This window comes from Pseudomonas sp. RIT411, assembly GCF_003057735.2.
Lineage (GTDB): Bacteria > Pseudomonadota > Gammaproteobacteria > Pseudomonadales > Pseudomonadaceae > Chryseomonas > Chryseomonas oryzihabitans.
Genome location: NZ_QBIZ02000001.1, coordinates 501,768 through 519,308, shown reverse-complemented (window position 1 = coordinate 519,308; position 17,541 = coordinate 501,768). Strand labels below are relative to the sequence as shown.

Below are 17,541 nucleotides of genomic sequence, written 5' to 3'. Positions count from 1 at the left end.
ACCCGGAGGGAACCAACCGTCTAAGGCGCTGTTCTAGAGAAAGGATCGCGACTGCGGCGTGGGGTCGCAGAGGAAGCTTGCCCCCGCCGTCCCGGACCCCGTCCGGCCGCTTTGCTTTCTTCTCCTAGGCGCTGCTTGTGCTGAAAACGGTTTCATGGACGGTGCTTGCCGTTTTTGCCGCGGGTGGCGCGCCTGCCAGCACGAGGACGCTTGCCATGGGTTCCACCGCACCTTCCAGCTCCAACGCCGACCTATTGACCATCAATACCATCCGTACCCTGTCCATGGATGCGGTACAGAAGGCCAATTCCGGCCACCCTGGTACGCCGATGGCCCTGGCCCCGGTCGGCCATACGCTGTGGAGCCGCTTCCTCCGCTATCACCCCGAGCATCCGGACTGGCCCAACCGCGACCGCTTCGTGCTGTCGGTCGGCCATGCCTCCATGCTGCTCTATTCGCTGCTGCATCTCGCAGGCGTCAAGGAGATCGACGAGCACGGCACCGCGACCGGCAAGGAAGCGGTCAGCCTGGAGGACATCAAGCAATTCCGTCAGCTGGATTCCAAGACCCCAGGCCATCCCGAGTACCGCATGACCACCGGCATCGAGACCACCACCGGTCCGCTGGGGCAAGGCTGCGGCAACAGCGTCGGCATGGCACTGGCGCAGAAGTGGCTGGCGGCGCGTTTCAATCAGCCGGGCGTGACCCTGTTCGACTATGACGTCTACGTCCTCTGCGGCGACGGCGACATGATGGAAGGGGTCACCGGCGAGGCAGCGTCCATGGCCGGCCACCTGGGGCTGGACAACCTCTGCTGGATCTACGACAACAACACCATCAGCATCGAGGGCCACACCGAGCTGGCCTTCAGCGAAGACGTGGCCGAGCGCTTCCGTGGCTATGGCTGGCACACCCTGCACGTCAAGGATGCCAACGACGCCGAGGCCCTGGCCGCCGCCCTGCATCGCTTCAAGGGCAACACCGGCAAGCCGACCCTGATCGTGGTCGACAGCCTGATCGGCTATGGCGCACCCAACAAGCAGAACACCGCGGCGGCCCACGGCGAGCCGTTGGGCGCGGACGAGATCAAGCTGGCGAAGAAGGCCTATGGCTGGCCGGAAGATGCCGACTTCCTGGTGCCCGACGAAGCCCGTCATCACCTGCGGGATGCCCTGCTGGAGCGTGCCAGCGGCCTCTACGAAGACTGGAATCGCGCCTTCGACCGCCTGCGCCAGGACGATCCGCGTCGTGCCGACGAACTCCAGCGCATGCGCGCTGGCGCGATGCCCGAGGGCTGGGACGCCAAGCTGCCCAGCTTCGACGCCGACGCCAAGGGCGTGGCCTCCCGGGAATCCGGCGGTAAGGCGCTCAACGCCTTCGCCGAGCAGATCCCCTGGCTGGTCGGGGGCGCCGCCGACCTGGCGCCGTCCACCAAGACCAACCTCAAGTTCGACGGCGCCGGCAGCTTCTCCGCGCGGGAGCCTGCGGGGCGCAACATGCACTTCGGCATTCGCGAGCATGCCATGGGCTCCATCGCCAACGGCATGGCGCTCTGCTACCTGCGCAGCTTCACCGCCACCTTCCTGGTGTTCAGCGACTACATGAAGCCGCCGATCCGCCTGGCGTCGATCATGGAATTGCCCGTGGTCTTCGTCTTCACCCACGACTCCATCGGCGTTGGCGAAGACGGCCCGACCCACCAGCCCATCGAGCACCTGGCGCAACTGCGCGCCACCCCGGGCCTGCTGACCCTGCGTCCGGGCGATGCCAACGAAGCCGTGCAGGCCTGGAAGATCGCCCTGCAGCAGACCAATAGACCCTCCTGCATGGTGCTGTCGCGCCAGCCGCTGCCGACCCTGGATCGTTCGAAGTACGCCAGTGCCGAAGGGGTCGCTCAGGGTGCCTACGTGGTGGCCGATGCCGAGGGCGGTAAGCCCCAGGTCATCCTTATGGCTACCGGCAGTGAATTGGGCCTGGCGATGCAGGCTTATGAGCAGCTCAAGGGCGAAGGGGTCAAGGCACGAGTGGTTTCCATGCCCTGCTGGGAGTTGTTCGAAGAGCAGGACGAGGCTTACAAGCAGTCCGTGCTGCCTGATGAGGTGCTGGGGCGCGTCGCCATCGAGCAGGCCGGTCCCCTCGGCTGGGAGCGCTATATCGGGCGCAAGGGTGCCTCGGTGACCATGAGCACCTTCGGGGCCTCGGCGCCCATCGGCAAGCTGCAGGCCAAATACGGCTACACCGTAGAAAACGTGGTCAAGCTGGCCAAGGAGCAGGCGCAACGTCAGGGGAGCGCCACATGAGCAATCCACTCAAACAGCTGACGGAGCAGGGCCAGGCGGTCTGGCTCGACTTCGTCAGTCGCGAGTTCCTCGCCAAGGGTGAACTGCAGAAGCTGATCGAGCGTGACGGCCTCACCGGCGTCACCTCCAACCCGTCGATCTTCGAGAAGGCCATGGGGCATGGCAGTGACTACGATGCCAGCCTCGAGGCCTTTCTGGAAAAGGCCGATGCCGAGCCGGTGGATGTCTATGAGCATCTGGCGATCGAGGACATCCAGCAGGCCGCCGACATCCTGCGACCGGTCTATGATCGTCTCGAAGGCCGCGATGGCTATGTGAGCCTGGAGGTCTCGCCCTATCTGGCGCTGGATACCCGTGCCACCCTGGAAGAGGCGCGCCGGCTCTGGCAGGCGGTGGACCGACCCAACCTCATGGTCAAGGTGCCGGGTACGCCCGAGGGTGCCGTGGCCATCCGCAAGCTGATCGAAGAGGGGATCAACGTCAATGTGACCCTGCTGTTCGATCGCAACGCCTACATGGCGGTGGCGGAAGCCTATATCGCCGGTCTGGAAGCCCGCTTGCATCGCGGTGAAGACATCTCCCGTCTCGCCAGCGTGGCGAGCTTCTTCATCAGCCGGGTCGATGGCGTGCTGGACAAGCTGATCGACGAGCGCAAGGGCGAGGACGCCGAGCTGGGCGGGCTGCGTGGCAAGGTCGCCATCGCCAACGCCAAGCTGGCCTATCAGGACTACCAGCGGCTGGTCCAGTCGCCGCGCTGGAAGGTCCTGGAAGCCAAGGGCGCGCGCCCGCAGCGTCTGCTGTGGGCCTCCACCGGCTCCAAGGATCCGGCCTATCCCGATACCCTCTATGTCGACCAACTGATCGGGCCGGATACCGTCAACACCATGCCGCCGAAAACCATGGATGCCTTCCGTGACCATGGCACGGCGGCTCCCATGCTGAGCACCGACATCGAAGCCGCGCAGCGCGTGGTGGATGCGACGGCCCGTTTCGGGCTGGACCTGGATGGCGTGGCCAAGCGGCTGGTCAAGGACGGTGCCCGCCAGTTCGAGGACGCCGCCGATGCGCTGCTGGGCGCGGTCGGCCAGAAGCGCATCGATTTCCTGGGTGAGCGCCTGAATACCGCGGACTATCGCCTGCCCGATGCGCTGAATGAAGCGGTGGAAAAGCGTCTCGACGAGGCACGCCGTGAAGGCTGGTCCCGTAGGCTGTGGCAGGGCGATGCCTCGCTCTGGACCGGTCGCGACGAAGACCAGTGGGTCGGCTGGCTGGCCGCGGCCCAGGGCCGTCAGGCTGACCCCAAAGCCTTGGCAGCCCTGGCGGAAGCGGCCCGGCAAGAGGGCCTGGATACCGTGGTGCTGCTGGGCATGGGCGGTTCGAGCCTGGGTCCGGAGGTGCTGGCCAATACCCTGGGCACCGCGCCAGGCGGGCTCAAGCTCAAGGTGCTCGATTCCACCGATCCGGCGCAGATCGCCGCCCTGGAAGAGCAACTGGACCTGCACCGGACGCTGTTCCTGGTTTCGAGCAAATCCGGCTCGACCCTGGAGCCAGAAATCCTGCGCGCCTATTTCCACAAGGCCGTCGAGCAGGCCCTGGGTGCGGAAACAGCCCAGCGGCGCTTCGTCGCCATTACCGATCCCGGCTCCAAGCTCGAAGCCAGTGCCACGGCCGAGGGCTACCGGGCTATTTTCCAGGGCGATCCCCATATCGGTGGACGCTATTCGGTGCTGTCGGTATTCGGCATGGTGCCCCTGGCGCTGCTCGGCCATTCGGTGGCCGATTTCTTCCAGGTGACCCAGCCCATGGTGCTGGCCTGCAGCCCCAGTGCGCCGCCGGCCATCAATCCCGGCATCCGCCTGGGCGTGGTCCTGGGCGAGGCGGTGCGTGCCGGACGCGACAAGGTCACCCTGATCGCCTCGCCAGGTGTCGCCAGCCTGGGCGCCTGGCTGGAGCAGTTGCTCGCCGAGAGCACCGGCAAGCAGGGCAAGGGCATCATCCCGGTGGACCTGGAGCCGCTCGGTGAGCCAGCCGTCTATGGGGCGGATCGGGTGTTCGTCAGCCTGGTGCTGGCGGGCGAAGAAGACGCCGAGCGCGACCGTCGCCTGCAGGCCCTGGCCGCAGCCGGGCATCCGGTGGTGGACATCCGTCTCGCCCGCGCCGAACTGATCGGCCAGGAATTCTTCCGTTGGGAGGTGGCGACTGAGGTGGCCGGTGCCGTCATCGGCATCAATCCCTTCGATCAGCCCGACGTGGAAGCCAGCAAGATCAAGACCCGCGCCCTTACCGACGGCTACGAACGCGAAGGGCGTCTGGCCGGCGACGAACCGCTGCTGGAGGAGGGTACCCTGGCCCTGTTCGGCGATGCCGACCTGCAGGGGCAGGACACCGCCCGCGCGGCGATCAGGGCGCACCTGGCGCGCCTGCAGCCCGGCGATTACCTCGCCGTGCTGGCCTATCTCGAGCGCAATGCCGTGCATGAGGAGGCCTTGAGCGCCATGCGTGATAGCATTCGCGACAGCAAGCGCGTAGCGACCGTCGGCGGCTTCGGCCCCCGCTTTCTGCACTCCACCGGACAGGCCTACAAGGGCGGTCCGAACTCGGGTGTGTTCATCCAGATTACCGCCGATGCCCAGAACGACCTGGAGATTCCAGGGCGGAGTCTGAGCTTTGGTGTCGTCGAGGCCGCCCAGGCCAAGGGCGACCTCGAGGTGCTGGCCGAACGGGGACGGCGCTACCTGCGCGTGCATATCAAGGGCGGCGACATCGACGCCGGCCTGCAACAAATCGTCGAACTGGTCGAGGCGGCGGTCGCCTGACCTCAAGGAGTCATCAGCATGCAATTGGGAATCATCGGACTGGGCCGCATGGGCGGCAACATCGCACGGCGTTTGATGAAGCATGGGCATGAAGTCGCGGTCTATGACCGCAGTGCCGAAACCGTGGCCGGCCTCGGCAAGGAAGGCGCCGTCACCGCCGACAGCCTGGACGGTGTCATCGCCGCCCTGGCTCAGCCGCGGGCCATCTGGGTCATGCTGCCGGCCGGCGAGCCGACCGAGCAGACCATCGCCGAGCTGGCCGACCGCCTGGCTCCCGGCGACGTCATCATCGATGGTGGCAACACCTACTACAAGGACGACATCCGTCGCGCCAAGACCCTGGCCGAGAAGGGCATCGACTACGTCGACGTCGGCACCTCCGGTGGCGTCTGGGGCCTGGAGCGCGGCTACTGCATGATGATCGGCGGCAAGTCCGAAGCCGTCGAGCGCCTGGAGCCCATCTTCGAAGCCCTGGCCCCCGGTTATGGCAGCATCGAGCGTACCCGTGGCCGCAACGCCCCGGACGAGCGTGCCGAGCGCGGCTTCATCTTCACCGGTCCGGCCGGTTCCGGTCACTTCGTCAAGATGGTGCACAACGGCATCGAATACGGCCTGATGCAGGCCTATGCCGAAGGCTTCGACATCCTCAAGATGAAGAACAGCGACAAGCTGCCGGAAGACGAGCGCTTCGACCTGGACCTGGCCGACATCGCCGAAGTCTGGCGCCGTGGCAGCGTGGTGTCCTCCTGGCTGCTGGACCTGACCGCCCAGGCCCTGGCCAGCGACGTCGCCCTGGAGAAATTCTCCGGCTCCGTGGCCGACAGCGGCGAAGGTCGCTGGACCATCGAGGCGGCCATCGAGGAAGCGGTACCGGTCAACGTCCTGTCCGCCGCCCTCTATGCGCGTTTCCGCTCCCGCCAGCAAGCCACCTACGCCGACAAGCTGCTGTCGGCCATGCGCTTCGGCTTCGGCGGCCACGTCGAAATCCCGCAATAAAACCCCGGCCGTTCCCCTGTGGAGCGGCCACGGGCCGCGTCCCGGGGGACGGCATCAGCCGCCCTCGCGGATAAGGCCCTGTCATGACCGATTCTCCTGCCGTCACCCCCAGCACCGCCGCCCAGGAGCGCCGCTCCTGCACCAAGGCACCCACCGCACCGCCGGCCACGCTCTTTCTGTTCGGCGCCAATGGCGACCTGGTCAAGCGACTGCTGATCCCCTCGCTGTACAACCTCCTGCGTGACGGTCTGCTCGATGACCGCACCCAGATCATCGGCGTCGATCACAACCCCAACTCCGACGAAGGTTTCGCCGACCGGCTGGAAGCCTTCATCCGCGACCAGGCCGAAGCCAAGGGCAAGTCCCGGGACGAGGCGCTGGATGCCGATCTCTGGGGCCAGCTGCGCGGGCGCATCCGCTATCTGCAGGGCGACTTCCTCGAAGACGCCACCTACCAGGCGGTGGGCGAGCGCATCGCCCAGGCCGACACCGACAACGCCGTCTTCTACCTGGCCACCGCCGCGCGCTTCTTCGGCGACGTCGCCGAGCGCCTGGGCAAGGCCAAACTGCTGGAAGAGCGTGAAGACGCCTACCGCCGGCTGGTGGTGGAAAAGCCCTTTGGCGCCGACCTGGCCAGTGCCCAGGCGCTCAACCAGCGCCTGCTGGCGAACATGGAGGAAAAGCAGATCTATAGAATCGACCACTACCTGGGCAAGGAGACGGTGCAGAACATCCTGGTCAGCCGGTTCTCCAACGCCCTGTTCGAGTCGTTCTGGAACAACCACTACATCGACCATGTGCAGATCACCGCGGCCGAGACCGTGGGCGTGGAGTCGCGGGGCGATTTCTACGAGAAGACCGGTACCCTCAGGGACATGGTACCCAACCACCTGTTCCAGCTGCTGGCCATGGTCGCCATGGAGCCGCCGGCCTCCTTCAACGCCACCTCGGTGCGCGACGAGAAGGCCAAGGTGGTCGGCGCCATCCGTCCCCAGACCACCGAAGAGGCCCTGGCCAACTCGGTGCGTGGCCAGTACGCCGCCGGGACGATGAACGACAAGCCCGTCAAAGGCTATCGCGAGGAAGAGCGGGTCGATCCCGAGAGCCAGACCGAGACCTATGTGGCGCTCAAGCTGTTCGTCGACAACTGGCGCTGGGCCGGGGTGCCTTTCTACCTGCGCACTGGCAAGCGCCTGACCGCGCGTGATACCGAGATCGCCATCTGCTTCAAGCATGCGCCCTATGCCCAGTTCCGCGACACCAAGATCGACCGGATGCGGCCCAACTACCTGATCATCCAGATCCAGCCCGACGAAGGCATGTGGTTCGACTTCCATGCCAAGCGCCCGGGACCCCTGGTGGAACTGGAGAACATCCGCATGGGCTTCGCCTATAGCGATTTCTTCGAGATGCAGCCCTCCACCGGCTACGAAACCCTGATCTACGACTCCCTGATCGGCGACCAAACCCTGTTCCAGCGCGCCGACAACATCGAGAACGGCTGGCGCGCCGTGCAACCCTTCCTCGACGCCTGGCAACAGGGCGGCGCAGTGGAAAGCTACGCCGCGGGCAGTGCCGGTCCCGCCGGCGCCGATGAACTCCTGCAGAAGGACGGCCGCTCATGGCATCCGCTGACCTGATCCCCATCGACCTGCTGGTGTCGGATATCGACGGCACCCTGGTGCGTGACGACAAGAGCCTGAGCGAGGCGGTGATTGACGCCGTCAAGCGCCTGCAGGCGGCCGGCAAGGCCATTACCCTGGTCAGCAGTCGCCCGCCGCGGGCGTTGCTGCCGCTGGTGCGGCAACTGGGCGTTGACCAGGCGGTAGCCGGTTTCAACGGCGGCAATCTGGTGGAAGCGGACGGCGCCCTGATCCGCGCCCACCGCCTGGCCGAGCAGGTGACGCGTCAGGTGCTGGAGCGCCTGGATCGCGAGGCCTTCGAAGTCTGGTTGTTCGCCGACGACCTCTGGCTGACCCGCGACGGGGAGGGGCCCTACGTCCCCCGCGAGACCCGGGCACTGGGCTATGGACCGACCGTGGTGGACTCCTTCGAACCCTACCTGGATCGCGTCGACAAGATCGTCGCCGCTGGCAGTGATCACGCCGGCCTGGAAGCCCTGGAGGGCGAACTGGGTGAGCGATTGGGGGAGGGCGCCACGGTGCTGCGCTCCCAGCTCTATTACCTGGACATCACTCATCCCAAGGCCAACAAGGGTGACGCCCTGATCGAACTGGCCCAGGCCGCGGGCGTACCCGTGGCGCGCACCGCGGCCATTGGCGATGGCAGCAACGACGTGCCCATGTTCCGCCAGGCGGGCCTGGCCATCGCCATGGGCCAGGCCGGGGCGGCGGTGCGCGAAGCAGCCGACCGGGTGACGGCCAGCAACCAGGAAGATGGCCTGGCCCAGGCCATCGATCAGTGGATCCTGGGGGCCTGATGGCTGGTTGGTGAGGTTGGGCTTCGCTGTGCTCAACCCAACCTGCTTGTCCTGTAGGTTGGGTTGAGACAGCTCCACCGTCGAAGCCCGACAGGTCTGAATTAGCTCCAGGTGGAAAAGGCTGCGCCGTTTTCCACGCTACGGCCTGATGGGTGATATTGGGCTTCGCTGTGCTCAACCCAACCTACAGGGTGCGTAGGTTGGGTTGCGGCGGCTCCATCGCCGAGGCCCGACAGGTCTGAATTAGCTTCAGGTGGAAAAGGCTGCGACGTTTTCCACGCTACGCGGTATCAGGCGGGCGCCCCCTCTCCCTCCGGGAGAGGGCCGGGGTGAGGGTAGCCCAAACCCCGCGCTACCCCTCCTTCTGCTCCCTAAATTCCCGCACATGCTCCACCAGTGCCCGCAGCTTGGGCGCCAGGTTGTGGCGGTTCGGATAGTAGAGGTAGAAGCCGGGAAAGGGCGGCAGATAGTCGTCCAGCACCCGCTCCAGTTCACCACGTGCCAGATAGGGCCGGAAGGTGTCCTCCATGCCAAAGGTGATGCCGCCGCCGGCCAGGGCGGTGCGCACCATCAGCAGCATGTCGTTGGTGGTGATCCGCGGCGAAACGGCCACGTCGAAGGCGCGGCCGTCCTCGCTGAATTCCCAGCGCCAGGGCGCCACTTCCGGAGCCGGACGCCAGCCGATGCAGCGGTGGTTCGCCAGGTCGCGCGGGTGCCGGGGCTGGCCATGGCGGGCGAAGTAGGTCGGGGTCGCCACGGCCACCTCGCGCTGCGCCCCGGTCACCGGGATGGCGATCATGTCCTGCTCGATCACCTCGCCCAGCCGCACGCCGGCATCGAAACCCCGCGCGACGATATCGAATTCCTCGTCGGTGACAGTGATGTCCAGGGTCACCTCCGGATAGGCCTCGACAAAGCTGGCCAGCAACGGCCCGTCGAGAAAGCGCTCGGCGATGGAGGTGACCGCGACCCGCAACAATCCGCGCGGAGGGCCGGCGTGACTGGCGTCTTCCAGGGCACCCAGCAGCCCGGCCAGGGGCCCGGCGACCTGTCGCTGCAGGCGTTCGCCCGCTTCGGTAAGACGCACGCTGCGGGTGGTGCGCTGGACCAGTGAACTGCCCAATTCGTCTTCCAGACGGCGAATGGCCTGGCTGACCGCCGAGCGACTGACGCCCAGGCGATCGGCCGCCACACGAAAATTCTCGGCCGTGGCCACCACGGTGAAGACCTTGAGCAGATTCAGATCGGTAGGCATTGGTAAGTCCAGCTAACCATGGCAGTCAGGGAAGGGGGAGTTATCACGACAATGGCCCCTCGCTAAGGTGGTGGCAAGCCTGTAAGGGCGCCGTGCCGACAGGGCAGGCAGCCGACGAGCAGATCGTCCGGGCAAACCATCCCATTTCGAGAGGAACACTCCATGGCTATCGACAAGGTCGTACTCATCACCGGCGCTTCCAGTGGCATAGGTGCGGGCATCGCGCGCGAACTGGGCGCGGCCGGCTGCAAGCTCCTGCTCGGTGCCCGCCGCAGTGAGCGGCTGGAAGCCCTGGCGGCCGAGATCAACGCTGCGGGCGGCGAGGCCGCCTGCCGCCGACTGGACGTCACCGACAGCGCCGACGTGGCCGCCTTCGCCCAGGCGGCGCGCGAACGCTGGGGCCGGGTGGACGTCATCGTCAACAACGCCGGCATCATGCCGCTGTCGCCCCTGGCCTCGCTCAAGACCGCAGAGTGGATGCAGATGGTCGACGTCAACATCAAGGGCGTGCTCAACGGCATCGCCGCGGTGCTGCCGGAATTCACCGCCCGCGGCGCCGGACATGTCATCAACCTGGGCTCCATCGGCGCCCTGTCGGTGGTGCCCACGGCGGCGGTCTATTGCGCCACCAAGCATGCGGTGCGGGCGATCTCCGAAGGCCTGCGCCAGGAACGTGACGATCTGCGGGTCACCTGCATCCATCCGGGCGTGGTGGAAAGCGAGCTGGCGTCCACCATCACCGATCCCGCCGCCCGGGCGATGATGGACAACTACCGCGCCATCGCCCTGCAACCCGATGCCATCGGCCGCGCGGTGCGCTACGCCATCGAGCAGCCGGACGACGTGGACGTCAACGAGATCGTCGTCCGTCCGACCCGCAGCGCCAACTAGACCGTTTCGGCCAGGGCTTCGAGAAAGCGCTCCAGCACCAGATTCGGTCGCCGACCCTTGCGGGTGACGGCGGCCAGGGTGGTGTCGAAATGGAAGCGTTCGGGATTGAGGGCGCGCAGTTGTCCTTGCACCACCCAGGGCTGGGCGACGTGGTCGGGCAGGTAGCCGATGTAGCAACCGGTGAGGATAAGGAAGGCCACGCCTTCGCGATCCGAGGCCCGCGCCGTGCAATTCAGCGCGGCATGGCGCTCGTGGCCGTCCTGGTTGAGCAGATGGTTGGGGCCGACCGCGTCCTGGGCGGCCAGGACGCTTTCGTCCAGCGCCACATCGGCCACCGCGAACAGTGGATGGGCCCGGCTGCAATAGAGCAGGGCGCGCTCTTCGTAGAGCGGCAGATAGTCCAGCCCGGCCAGGGCATTGATCAGCGGTAGCACGCCCAGGTGCAGATGGCCGTCGAGCACGCCGGTCTCGATCTCGCCGGGCAGGGTCATGCCGATGTTGACCACCACCCCCGGCGCGGCGCGCTTGAGCGCGGCCAGGGCATGGGTGATGCGCATGCGCGGCTGGGTCACCAGGTTGTTGATGATGCCCAGGTTCAGCTCGCCGCGCAGGTGCTGGTGCAGCTGGTTGACCTCGCTGCGAAAGCCTTCCAGGGCGGCGAACAGCGACTGGCTCGCCTTGAGCACCTCGCGGCCTTCGTCGGTCAGGGAAAAACCGGCGCGCCCGCGCTGGCAGAGGCGCATGCCCAGGCGTTTTTCCAGATCGTTCATGTGCAGGCTGATGGCCGAGCGGGTGATGCCCAGCCGGCCTTCGGCCGCGGTGAAGCTGCCGCATTCCACCACGGTCTTGAACAGTCGCAGCAGGCGGATCTCGAAATCGCCGACCTGGGCGAGCAGGGCCTTGCGCGTCGTCTTCATGGCTGCCACCGCAAATGCGGGACAGCATAAGGCGCCGTCGGGAGCGGCGCCAGCGACCGGCTTCAGGCGCCGATCAGCACCCGGCTGCGCTGCTGGGTGACCTGCTTGACCACCCAGACCGCGGCGATGCAGCAGAGCAGGGTGATCAGCGTCAGGCACAGGCGGGTCCCCAGGTACTGGGCGAAATTCTGCTCACCCAGCAGGCGCCCCAGCACCCGGTAGGCGCCAGCCAGGTAGCCGTGCAGGAAGTAGATGGCGAAGCTGTAGGCGCCGAGCAGGGCCATGCCCTTGGCCAGGCGGCTGTCGGCACGTTCCGGTGTCTTGACCCGCTGGCTGAAGACGGCGAACAGCAGCAGGCACAGCACCAGTTTCTGCAGGCCGTAGAAGGCGCTGTCCAGCACCGCTGCGCCACTCAGCAGCACCAGGGCCGCCAGCAGCCAGTAGCGCGCCTGGGGTCGTTGCAGGCGCTCGCGTTGTTCGCAGGCCAGCATGCCGCAGAGGTAGATTGGCAGGAAATGCAGCGCCGCCAGCAGCGGATCGGCATCGTTGGCCGGACGGTCGGACACTAGGAAATACAGCAGGCCGACCATGGTCGCTGCCGGCAGCAGGCCACGCTTGACGATCCATTCGAGGACCGGCGCGAGCAGGAAGATCAAGGTCAGTGCCGGAATGAACCACAGCGGACCGAGGTGGGCGCCGGTGGCCAGCAGCAGGGCGGTCTGGGCGAAGGGCGGCCAGTCATGAAAGGCGTTCATGTCGATCCATTCGTGTTCCTGCTTGAGTCCGGAGACATAGAGCAGCACGGCGGGGATCGAGATCAGCAGGTAGGGCAGGATGACGTTCTGCAGCTTCTTGCCCAGGTAGACCTGGTAGCTGTATTTGCCGAGGTTGTAGCGAAAGAAGAAGCCGGACAGGGTGACGAAGATGCAGGTGGTTTCCAGCGACAGCAGATTCAGGGCGATCTGCTGGTGTTCGGTGGTCTGGTAGCTGCCCACGGTCATGTGGTGGAAAACGATGAGAACGGCCGCCAGGCCGCGGATCCAGTTGAGCTGAATCAGCATGGGAGAGGTTTCCTTGGGGAATAGGTAAACCACGCGCTCTGCCTCGGGAGAGGGGCACGGGTTAGCGAAAGCGGAAGATTGAATGCGCGGTAGAGACGGCGGACAGGCTACCGCGCCCGGCAGGACTACGCGCCGGGAAAAGAGGTGAGGCAAGGGGGCCTCTGCGCCACGGGACTACGGTGGCAGGCGGCCAGCTTAAATTGTTTCAGGCAAGTCACTGATTACTAATCAATTTTCTTGGTTTCAAGATGTTTCGGCGGTGCAGAGTTGGCACGGATGATCGCCTCTGGAAAGGGGGTTTCATCCATTCCAGTATCCGATCAATGAGAGACGTTTTCCCCTGCAAGAAAGTCTCGATTGGTTGAGCACTCTCGCCAATAGGGTGAGTTTCAAGATATCCAAGCGTGAGAAAAAAACCCTTTAACTCACGCAAAACCGGGCGCACTCTGCAGACTCGACTTCACCGCCCGAGACCCCGTCATGAACCAGCCGCTGACCGTTTCCCCTCCTGTCGCCGCCCAGCTCAATCTGCGCGCCCACTGGATGCCCTTCACCGCCAATCGCGCCTTCCAGAAGGATCCGCGCATCGTGGTGGCCGCCGAGGGCAGCTGGCTGACGGACGATCAGGGCCGACGCATCTATGACAGTCTCTCCGGCCTCTGGACCTGCGGCGCCGGTCACTCGCGCAAGGAGATCCAGGAGGCCGTGGCACGGCAGCTGGGCACCCTCGACTATTCGCCGGGCTTCCAGTACGGCCATCCGCTGTCCTTCCAACTGGCCGAGAAGATGGCCGAACTGACTCCGGCCGGTCTCGATCATGTCTTCTTCACCGGTTCGGGCTCCGAGAGCGCTGATACCTCGGTCAAGCTGGCCCGCGCCTACTGGCGCATCAAGGGCCAGCCGGCCAAGACCAAGCTGATCGGCCGGGCCCGCGGTTATCACGGCGTCAACATCGCCGGCACCAGCCTGGGTGGCATCGGCGGCAACCGGAAGCTGTATGGCTCCTTCATGGACGTCGACCACCTGCCGCACACCCTGCAGCCCGGCATGGCCTTCACCAGGGGCATGGCCGAGACCGGTGGCGTGGAGCTGGCCAACGAGCTGCTCAAGCTGATCGAGCTGCACGATGCCTCCAACATCGCCGCCGTCATCGTCGAGCCCATGTCCGGCTCGGCCGGGGTGATCGTGCCGCCGGAGGGCTATCTGCAGCGCCTGCGCGAGATCTGCACCCAGCACGACATCCTGCTGATCTTTGACGAGGTCATCACCGCCTTTGGTCGCATGGGCCGCCACACCGGCGCCGAATTCTTCGGCGTGACGCCGGACCTCATGAACGTGGCCAAGCAGGTCACCAACGGCGCCGTGCCCCTGGGCGCGGTGATCGCCAGCAGCGCCATCTACGACACCTTCATGAACCAGGCCACGCCCGAACACATGGTGGAATTCCCCCATGGCTACACCTACTCGGCCCATCCGGTGGCCTGCGCCGCCGGCCTGGCCGCGCTGGAGCTGATGGAGCGGGAGAACCTGGTGCAACAGGCCGCCGAGCTGGCGCCCAAGTTCGAAGCTTCGCTGCATGGCCTCAAGGGCGCCAAGCACGTGGTGGACATCCGCAACTGCGGCCTGGCTGGCGCCCTGCAACTCGCCCCGCGCGATGGCGATGCGGTGATCCGCCCGTTCGAGGCCGGCATCGCCCTGTGGAAGGCCGGTTTCTATGTCCGCTTCGGCGGCGACACCCTGCAATTCGGGCCCACCTTCAACGCCAAGATCGAGGACCTGGACCGCGTCTTCGCCGCCGTCGGTGACGTCCTCAATCGCCTCGACTGATCCCCTTTCCGGCGCTCCCGCCGCGGAGCGCCCACCTCTTGTACAAGGAGTCCCTCATGAGCCTCAAGCATCTCATCGGCGGCCAACTGGTCGACGGCGGCAGCCGCCGCGCACCGGTCTACAACCCCTCCACCGGCGCGGTGATCCGCGAAGTGCCCCTGGCCGATGCCGCTACCCTGCAACAGGCCATCGATGCCGCCCAGGCCGCCTTTCCGGCCTGGCGCAACACCCCGCCGGCCAAGCGTGCCCAGGTGCTGTTCCGCTTCAAGCAACTGCTGGAAAGCAACGAAGAGCGCCTGGTGCAGCTGATCAGCGAAGAGCACGGCAAGACCCTGGAAGACGCCGCCGGCGAATTGCGCCGTGGCATCGAGAACGTCGAATACGCCACCGCCGCGCCCGAATTGCTCAAGGGCGAATACAACCGCAATGCCGGTCCGAGCATCGACACCTGGTCCGACTTCCAGCCCCTGGGCGTGGTGGCCGGCATCACCCCCTTCAACTTCCCGGCCATGGTGCCGCTGTGGATGTATCCGCTGGCCATCGCCTGCGGCAACACCTTCATCCTGAAGCCCAGCGAGCGCGATCCCAGCTCCACCCTGGCCATCGCCCAGCTGTTCGAGGAAGCGGGTCTGCCCAAGGGCGTGCTCAACGTGGTGCATGGCGACAAGGAAGCCGTGGACGGCCTGATCGACGCCCCCGAGGTCAAGGCGCTGAGCTTTGTCGGCTCCACCCCCATCGCCGAATACATCTATGCCCGCGGCACCGCCAAGGGCAAGCGCGTCCAGGCGCTGGGCGGCGCCAAGAACCATGCGGTGGTCATGCCGGACGCCGACCTCGGCAACACCGTCAATGCGCTGATGGGCGCCGCCTACGGCTCCTGCGGCGAACGCTGCATGGCCATCTCGGTGGCGGTCTGTGTCGGTGACCAGGTCGCCGATGCCCTGATCGCCCGGCTGGTGCCGGAGATCGAAAAGCTCAAGGTCGGCCCGGGCACCCAGTGCGGCCTGGACATGGGGCCGCTGGTCACCGGCGCGCACCTGGACAAGGTCACCGGCTATGTCGTCGACGGCGTCGCCGCGGGCGCCAAGCTGGTAGTGGACGGCCGCAGCCTCAAGGTCGCCGACCATGAAGACGGCTTCTTCCTCGGCGGCTGCCTGTTCGATCAGGTCACCCCGGAGATGCGCATCTACAAGGAAGAGATCTTTGGCCCGGTGCTCTGCGTGGTGCGGGTCAAGAGCCTTGCAGAGGGCATCGCCCTGATCAACGCCCACGAATACGGCAACGGCACCTGCATCTTCACCCGCGACGGCGAAGCGGCACGGCTGTTCGCCGATCAGATCGAAGTGGGCATGGTCGGCATCAACGTACCCCTGCCGGTACCGGTGGCCTATCACAGCTTCGGCGGCTGGAAACGCTCGCTGTTCGGCGACCTCCACGCCTACGGCCCCGACGGCGTGCGCTTCTACACCCGTCGCAAGACCATCACCCAGCGCTGGCCGCAGCGCGAGGCCCAGGAGGCTTCGCAATTCGCCTTTCCCAGCAACGGCTGACCGCTAGAAAAGCCCATTCCTTGGCCTGCCGCACAGCAGGCCGGCCAGGGAAGGCTTTACCCTTCGGCTGCCCCCAGCCGCCGAAGTCCCCATGTCTGCCACCCCCTTCACAGCCGTCGCCCGTCTCGGGTGTGTGATTGGCCTGCTGCTCGCGAGCCTGGCCGGTTGCACCAGTCAGTCCGCCCAGGACATCGCCCGGCAATTCGGCAAGACCCGCCCCAGCGAATTCCTGCAGACCAGCTCCGACCGCATGGCCACCCTCGCCATGCAGGCCAATCTGCAGAGCCTCTATCTGCTGATGAACAAGCTCTATCTGCGCAATCCGGCCGAATGGAAAAAGACCGGGCTGCCCGATGCGGCCAGTGCCGAGCGCGAAATCCGTATGGCCATCGAGCAACGGCGCAGCCTGCCGGCGCTGGACGGACGCAAGGACGTGGCGGCCCTGAGCTACGTGCTGGGTGATGACTACCGCGGTGATCGCGTCGGCGCCTTCATCTATGCCATCGGCAGCATGATCATCGCCGCCCACGGCAATCGCACCGAGTTCTACATCACCGACGTGGTGGATGCGCGCTTCGTCAACAACGCCGCGCGCAACATCGAGAAGGCCACCTGGCTGCTCGGCCAGCGCAAGAACGCCGCGGGCGAACCCCTGCTGTTCGCCAACGAGATCTCGGAGGAGGGCAGCAACCTCAGCTTCGCCACCGAATTCGGCAAGATCGTCGCCCGCCTGGATCTGCTCGCCCAGTTGCTGGACGAGCGCTATCGGCGCATCGGCGTCAACTACGCCCAAAGTCTGCTGTTCATCAATTTCCTGCCGGTGCAGTAGCGCCTTCGACCACGCGTCCCCTAGAGTCGAGAGTGGAGCGCGCCGCCGCCAGCGGCACGGCGCAGCATCCGGCAGCGCCCTGAGCGGGCGAGCGGGCCTTACAGCGGCTTGGTCAGTTCCTTGGCGCGGTCGTAGGCCTTGGAGAAGCCCTTGAGCGACAGGCTTTCGCTGGCGGTCTCGCCATTGGCGACCGGGGTGGTCACGGTCAGGCGACCGCCGCGCTGCAGCTGCTTGAAGACGTCACCGACGAATTCCACCGGCACCACGCAGCCCTGGGGGATGCAGGTGTGGAAGGGCCGATTCTCCAGGCTGCGCTTGTCGATCTGCAGCGAGATCGGCTTGGTCACCGCCACGCCGAAGGGCAGCACCAGAATGCCGTCCACGCCTTCCCGATTGGGACGCAGCTCGGTGACCAGCATGCGCTGACCCTTGGCGCTGTCCTTCTGCTGGGTGATGGCGCACAGCTGCACGGAACGGTCCGCGTTGCGGGCGATGCGGCAGATCACCTGCCAGTCGCCATACTTCTCCGTGACCGACGGCTGGGGTTCCTGGGCGTTGTTGGGCGCGGACTGGGCGAAGGCCTGGCCGGCGAGCAGCAGGGGCGCGAGGAACAGGGCCGGGCGGAGGAAGCGCTGAGACATGGAGAGTCCTTGGCAGGA

Annotated in this window: 13 protein-coding genes; 9 read left to right on the top strand and 4 right to left on the bottom strand. The window is 66.1% G+C overall.

What is annotated here, in order from left to right; all coding sequences use genetic code 11:
- Positions 1 to 215: 215 nt before the first annotated feature.
- The 5 genes from tkt (at position 216) to DBY63_RS02365 (ending at position 8,552) form a co-directional block, all read left to right on the top strand.
- Entirely contained in the window at positions 216 to 2,300 is a 2,085-nt protein-coding gene (tkt, locus tag DBY63_RS02385) for a transketolase (protein WP_108581178.1), read from the top strand.
- Positions 2,297 to 5,116 carry a bifunctional transaldolase/phosoglucose isomerase gene (locus DBY63_RS02380; RefSeq protein ID WP_108581177.1) on the top strand — a complete coding sequence of 940 codons (2,820 nt, stop codon included), beginning with the start codon at positions 2,297 to 2,299 and terminating at the stop codon, positions 5,114 to 5,116. Before tkt ends, DBY63_RS02380 begins: the two co-directional genes overlap by 4 nt.
- An 18-nt stretch (positions 5,117 to 5,134) precedes the next feature.
- Complete coding sequence (gnd, locus tag DBY63_RS02375; RefSeq protein ID WP_108581176.1) at positions 5,135 to 6,112, top strand: phosphogluconate dehydrogenase (NAD(+)-dependent, decarboxylating); 978 nt, start codon at positions 5,135 to 5,137, stop codon at positions 6,110 to 6,112.
- Positions 6,113 to 6,195: 83 nt separating this feature from the next.
- On the top strand, positions 6,196 to 7,752 hold the full coding sequence (zwf, locus tag DBY63_RS02370) for a glucose-6-phosphate dehydrogenase (protein ID WP_074584317.1): 1,557 nt from the start codon (positions 6,196 to 6,198) through the stop codon (positions 7,750 to 7,752).
- Positions 7,734 to 8,552: an HAD family hydrolase gene (locus tag DBY63_RS02365; RefSeq protein WP_108581175.1), complete on the top strand. Its 819-nt coding sequence runs from the start codon at positions 7,734 to 7,736 to the stop codon at positions 8,550 to 8,552. The genes zwf and DBY63_RS02365 overlap by 19 nt, the downstream gene beginning before the upstream one ends.
- A gap of 352 nt (positions 8,553 to 8,904) precedes the next feature.
- On the opposite strand, the gene DBY63_RS02360 is transcribed toward DBY63_RS02365, so the two are convergent.
- On the bottom strand, positions 8,905 to 9,807 hold the full coding sequence (locus tag DBY63_RS02360) for a LysR family transcriptional regulator (protein ID WP_077172413.1): 903 nt from the start codon (positions 9,805 to 9,807) through the stop codon (positions 8,905 to 8,907).
- A 162-nt stretch (positions 9,808 to 9,969) separates the two neighbouring features.
- On the opposite strand from DBY63_RS02360, the gene DBY63_RS02355 reads away from it, so the two are divergent.
- Positions 9,970 to 10,698 (top strand): SDR family oxidoreductase, encoded by a 729-nt coding sequence (locus DBY63_RS02355; RefSeq protein ID WP_108581174.1) that lies wholly within the window; start codon positions 9,970 to 9,972, stop codon positions 10,696 to 10,698.
- Here the strand turns inward: DBY63_RS02355 and DBY63_RS02350 are convergent.
- Together DBY63_RS02350 and DBY63_RS02345 are read right to left on the bottom strand one after the other, a co-directional pair.
- Positions 10,695 to 11,615, bottom strand: coding sequence for a LysR family transcriptional regulator (locus tag DBY63_RS02350; RefSeq protein WP_027601670.1), 921 nt, complete (start codon positions 11,613 to 11,615; stop codon positions 10,695 to 10,697). The genes DBY63_RS02355 and DBY63_RS02350 overlap by 4 nt on opposite strands.
- Before the next feature lie 62 nt (positions 11,616 to 11,677).
- Positions 11,678 to 12,676, bottom strand: a complete 999-nt coding sequence (locus tag DBY63_RS02345; protein ID WP_108581173.1) for an acyltransferase — start codon at positions 12,674 to 12,676, stop codon at positions 11,678 to 11,680.
- A 480-nt stretch (positions 12,677 to 13,156) separates the two neighbouring features.
- Between DBY63_RS02345 and DBY63_RS02340 the strand changes: the two genes are divergently transcribed.
- The 3 genes from DBY63_RS02340 (at position 13,157) to DBY63_RS02330 (ending at position 16,882) form a co-directional block, all read left to right on the top strand.
- On the top strand, positions 13,157 to 14,503 hold the full coding sequence (locus DBY63_RS02340; protein WP_108581172.1) for an aspartate aminotransferase family protein: 1,347 nt from the start codon (positions 13,157 to 13,159) through the stop codon (positions 14,501 to 14,503).
- Positions 14,504 to 14,559: 56 nt separating this feature from the next.
- Complete coding sequence (locus tag DBY63_RS02335) at positions 14,560 to 16,053, top strand: CoA-acylating methylmalonate-semialdehyde dehydrogenase (RefSeq protein ID WP_027597998.1); 1,494 nt, start codon at positions 14,560 to 14,562, stop codon at positions 16,051 to 16,053.
- 91 nt (positions 16,054 to 16,144) lie between these two features.
- Positions 16,145 to 16,882: a hypothetical protein gene (locus DBY63_RS02330; protein ID WP_108581171.1), complete on the top strand. Its 738-nt coding sequence runs from the start codon at positions 16,145 to 16,147 to the stop codon at positions 16,880 to 16,882.
- A gap of 98 nt (positions 16,883 to 16,980) precedes the next feature.
- Here the strand turns inward: DBY63_RS02330 and DBY63_RS02325 are convergent, their stop codons facing one another.
- Positions 16,981 to 17,523, bottom strand: coding sequence for an invasion associated locus B family protein (locus DBY63_RS02325; protein WP_007160408.1), 543 nt, complete (start codon positions 17,521 to 17,523; stop codon positions 16,981 to 16,983).
- Positions 17,524 to 17,541 lie beyond the last annotated feature (18 nt).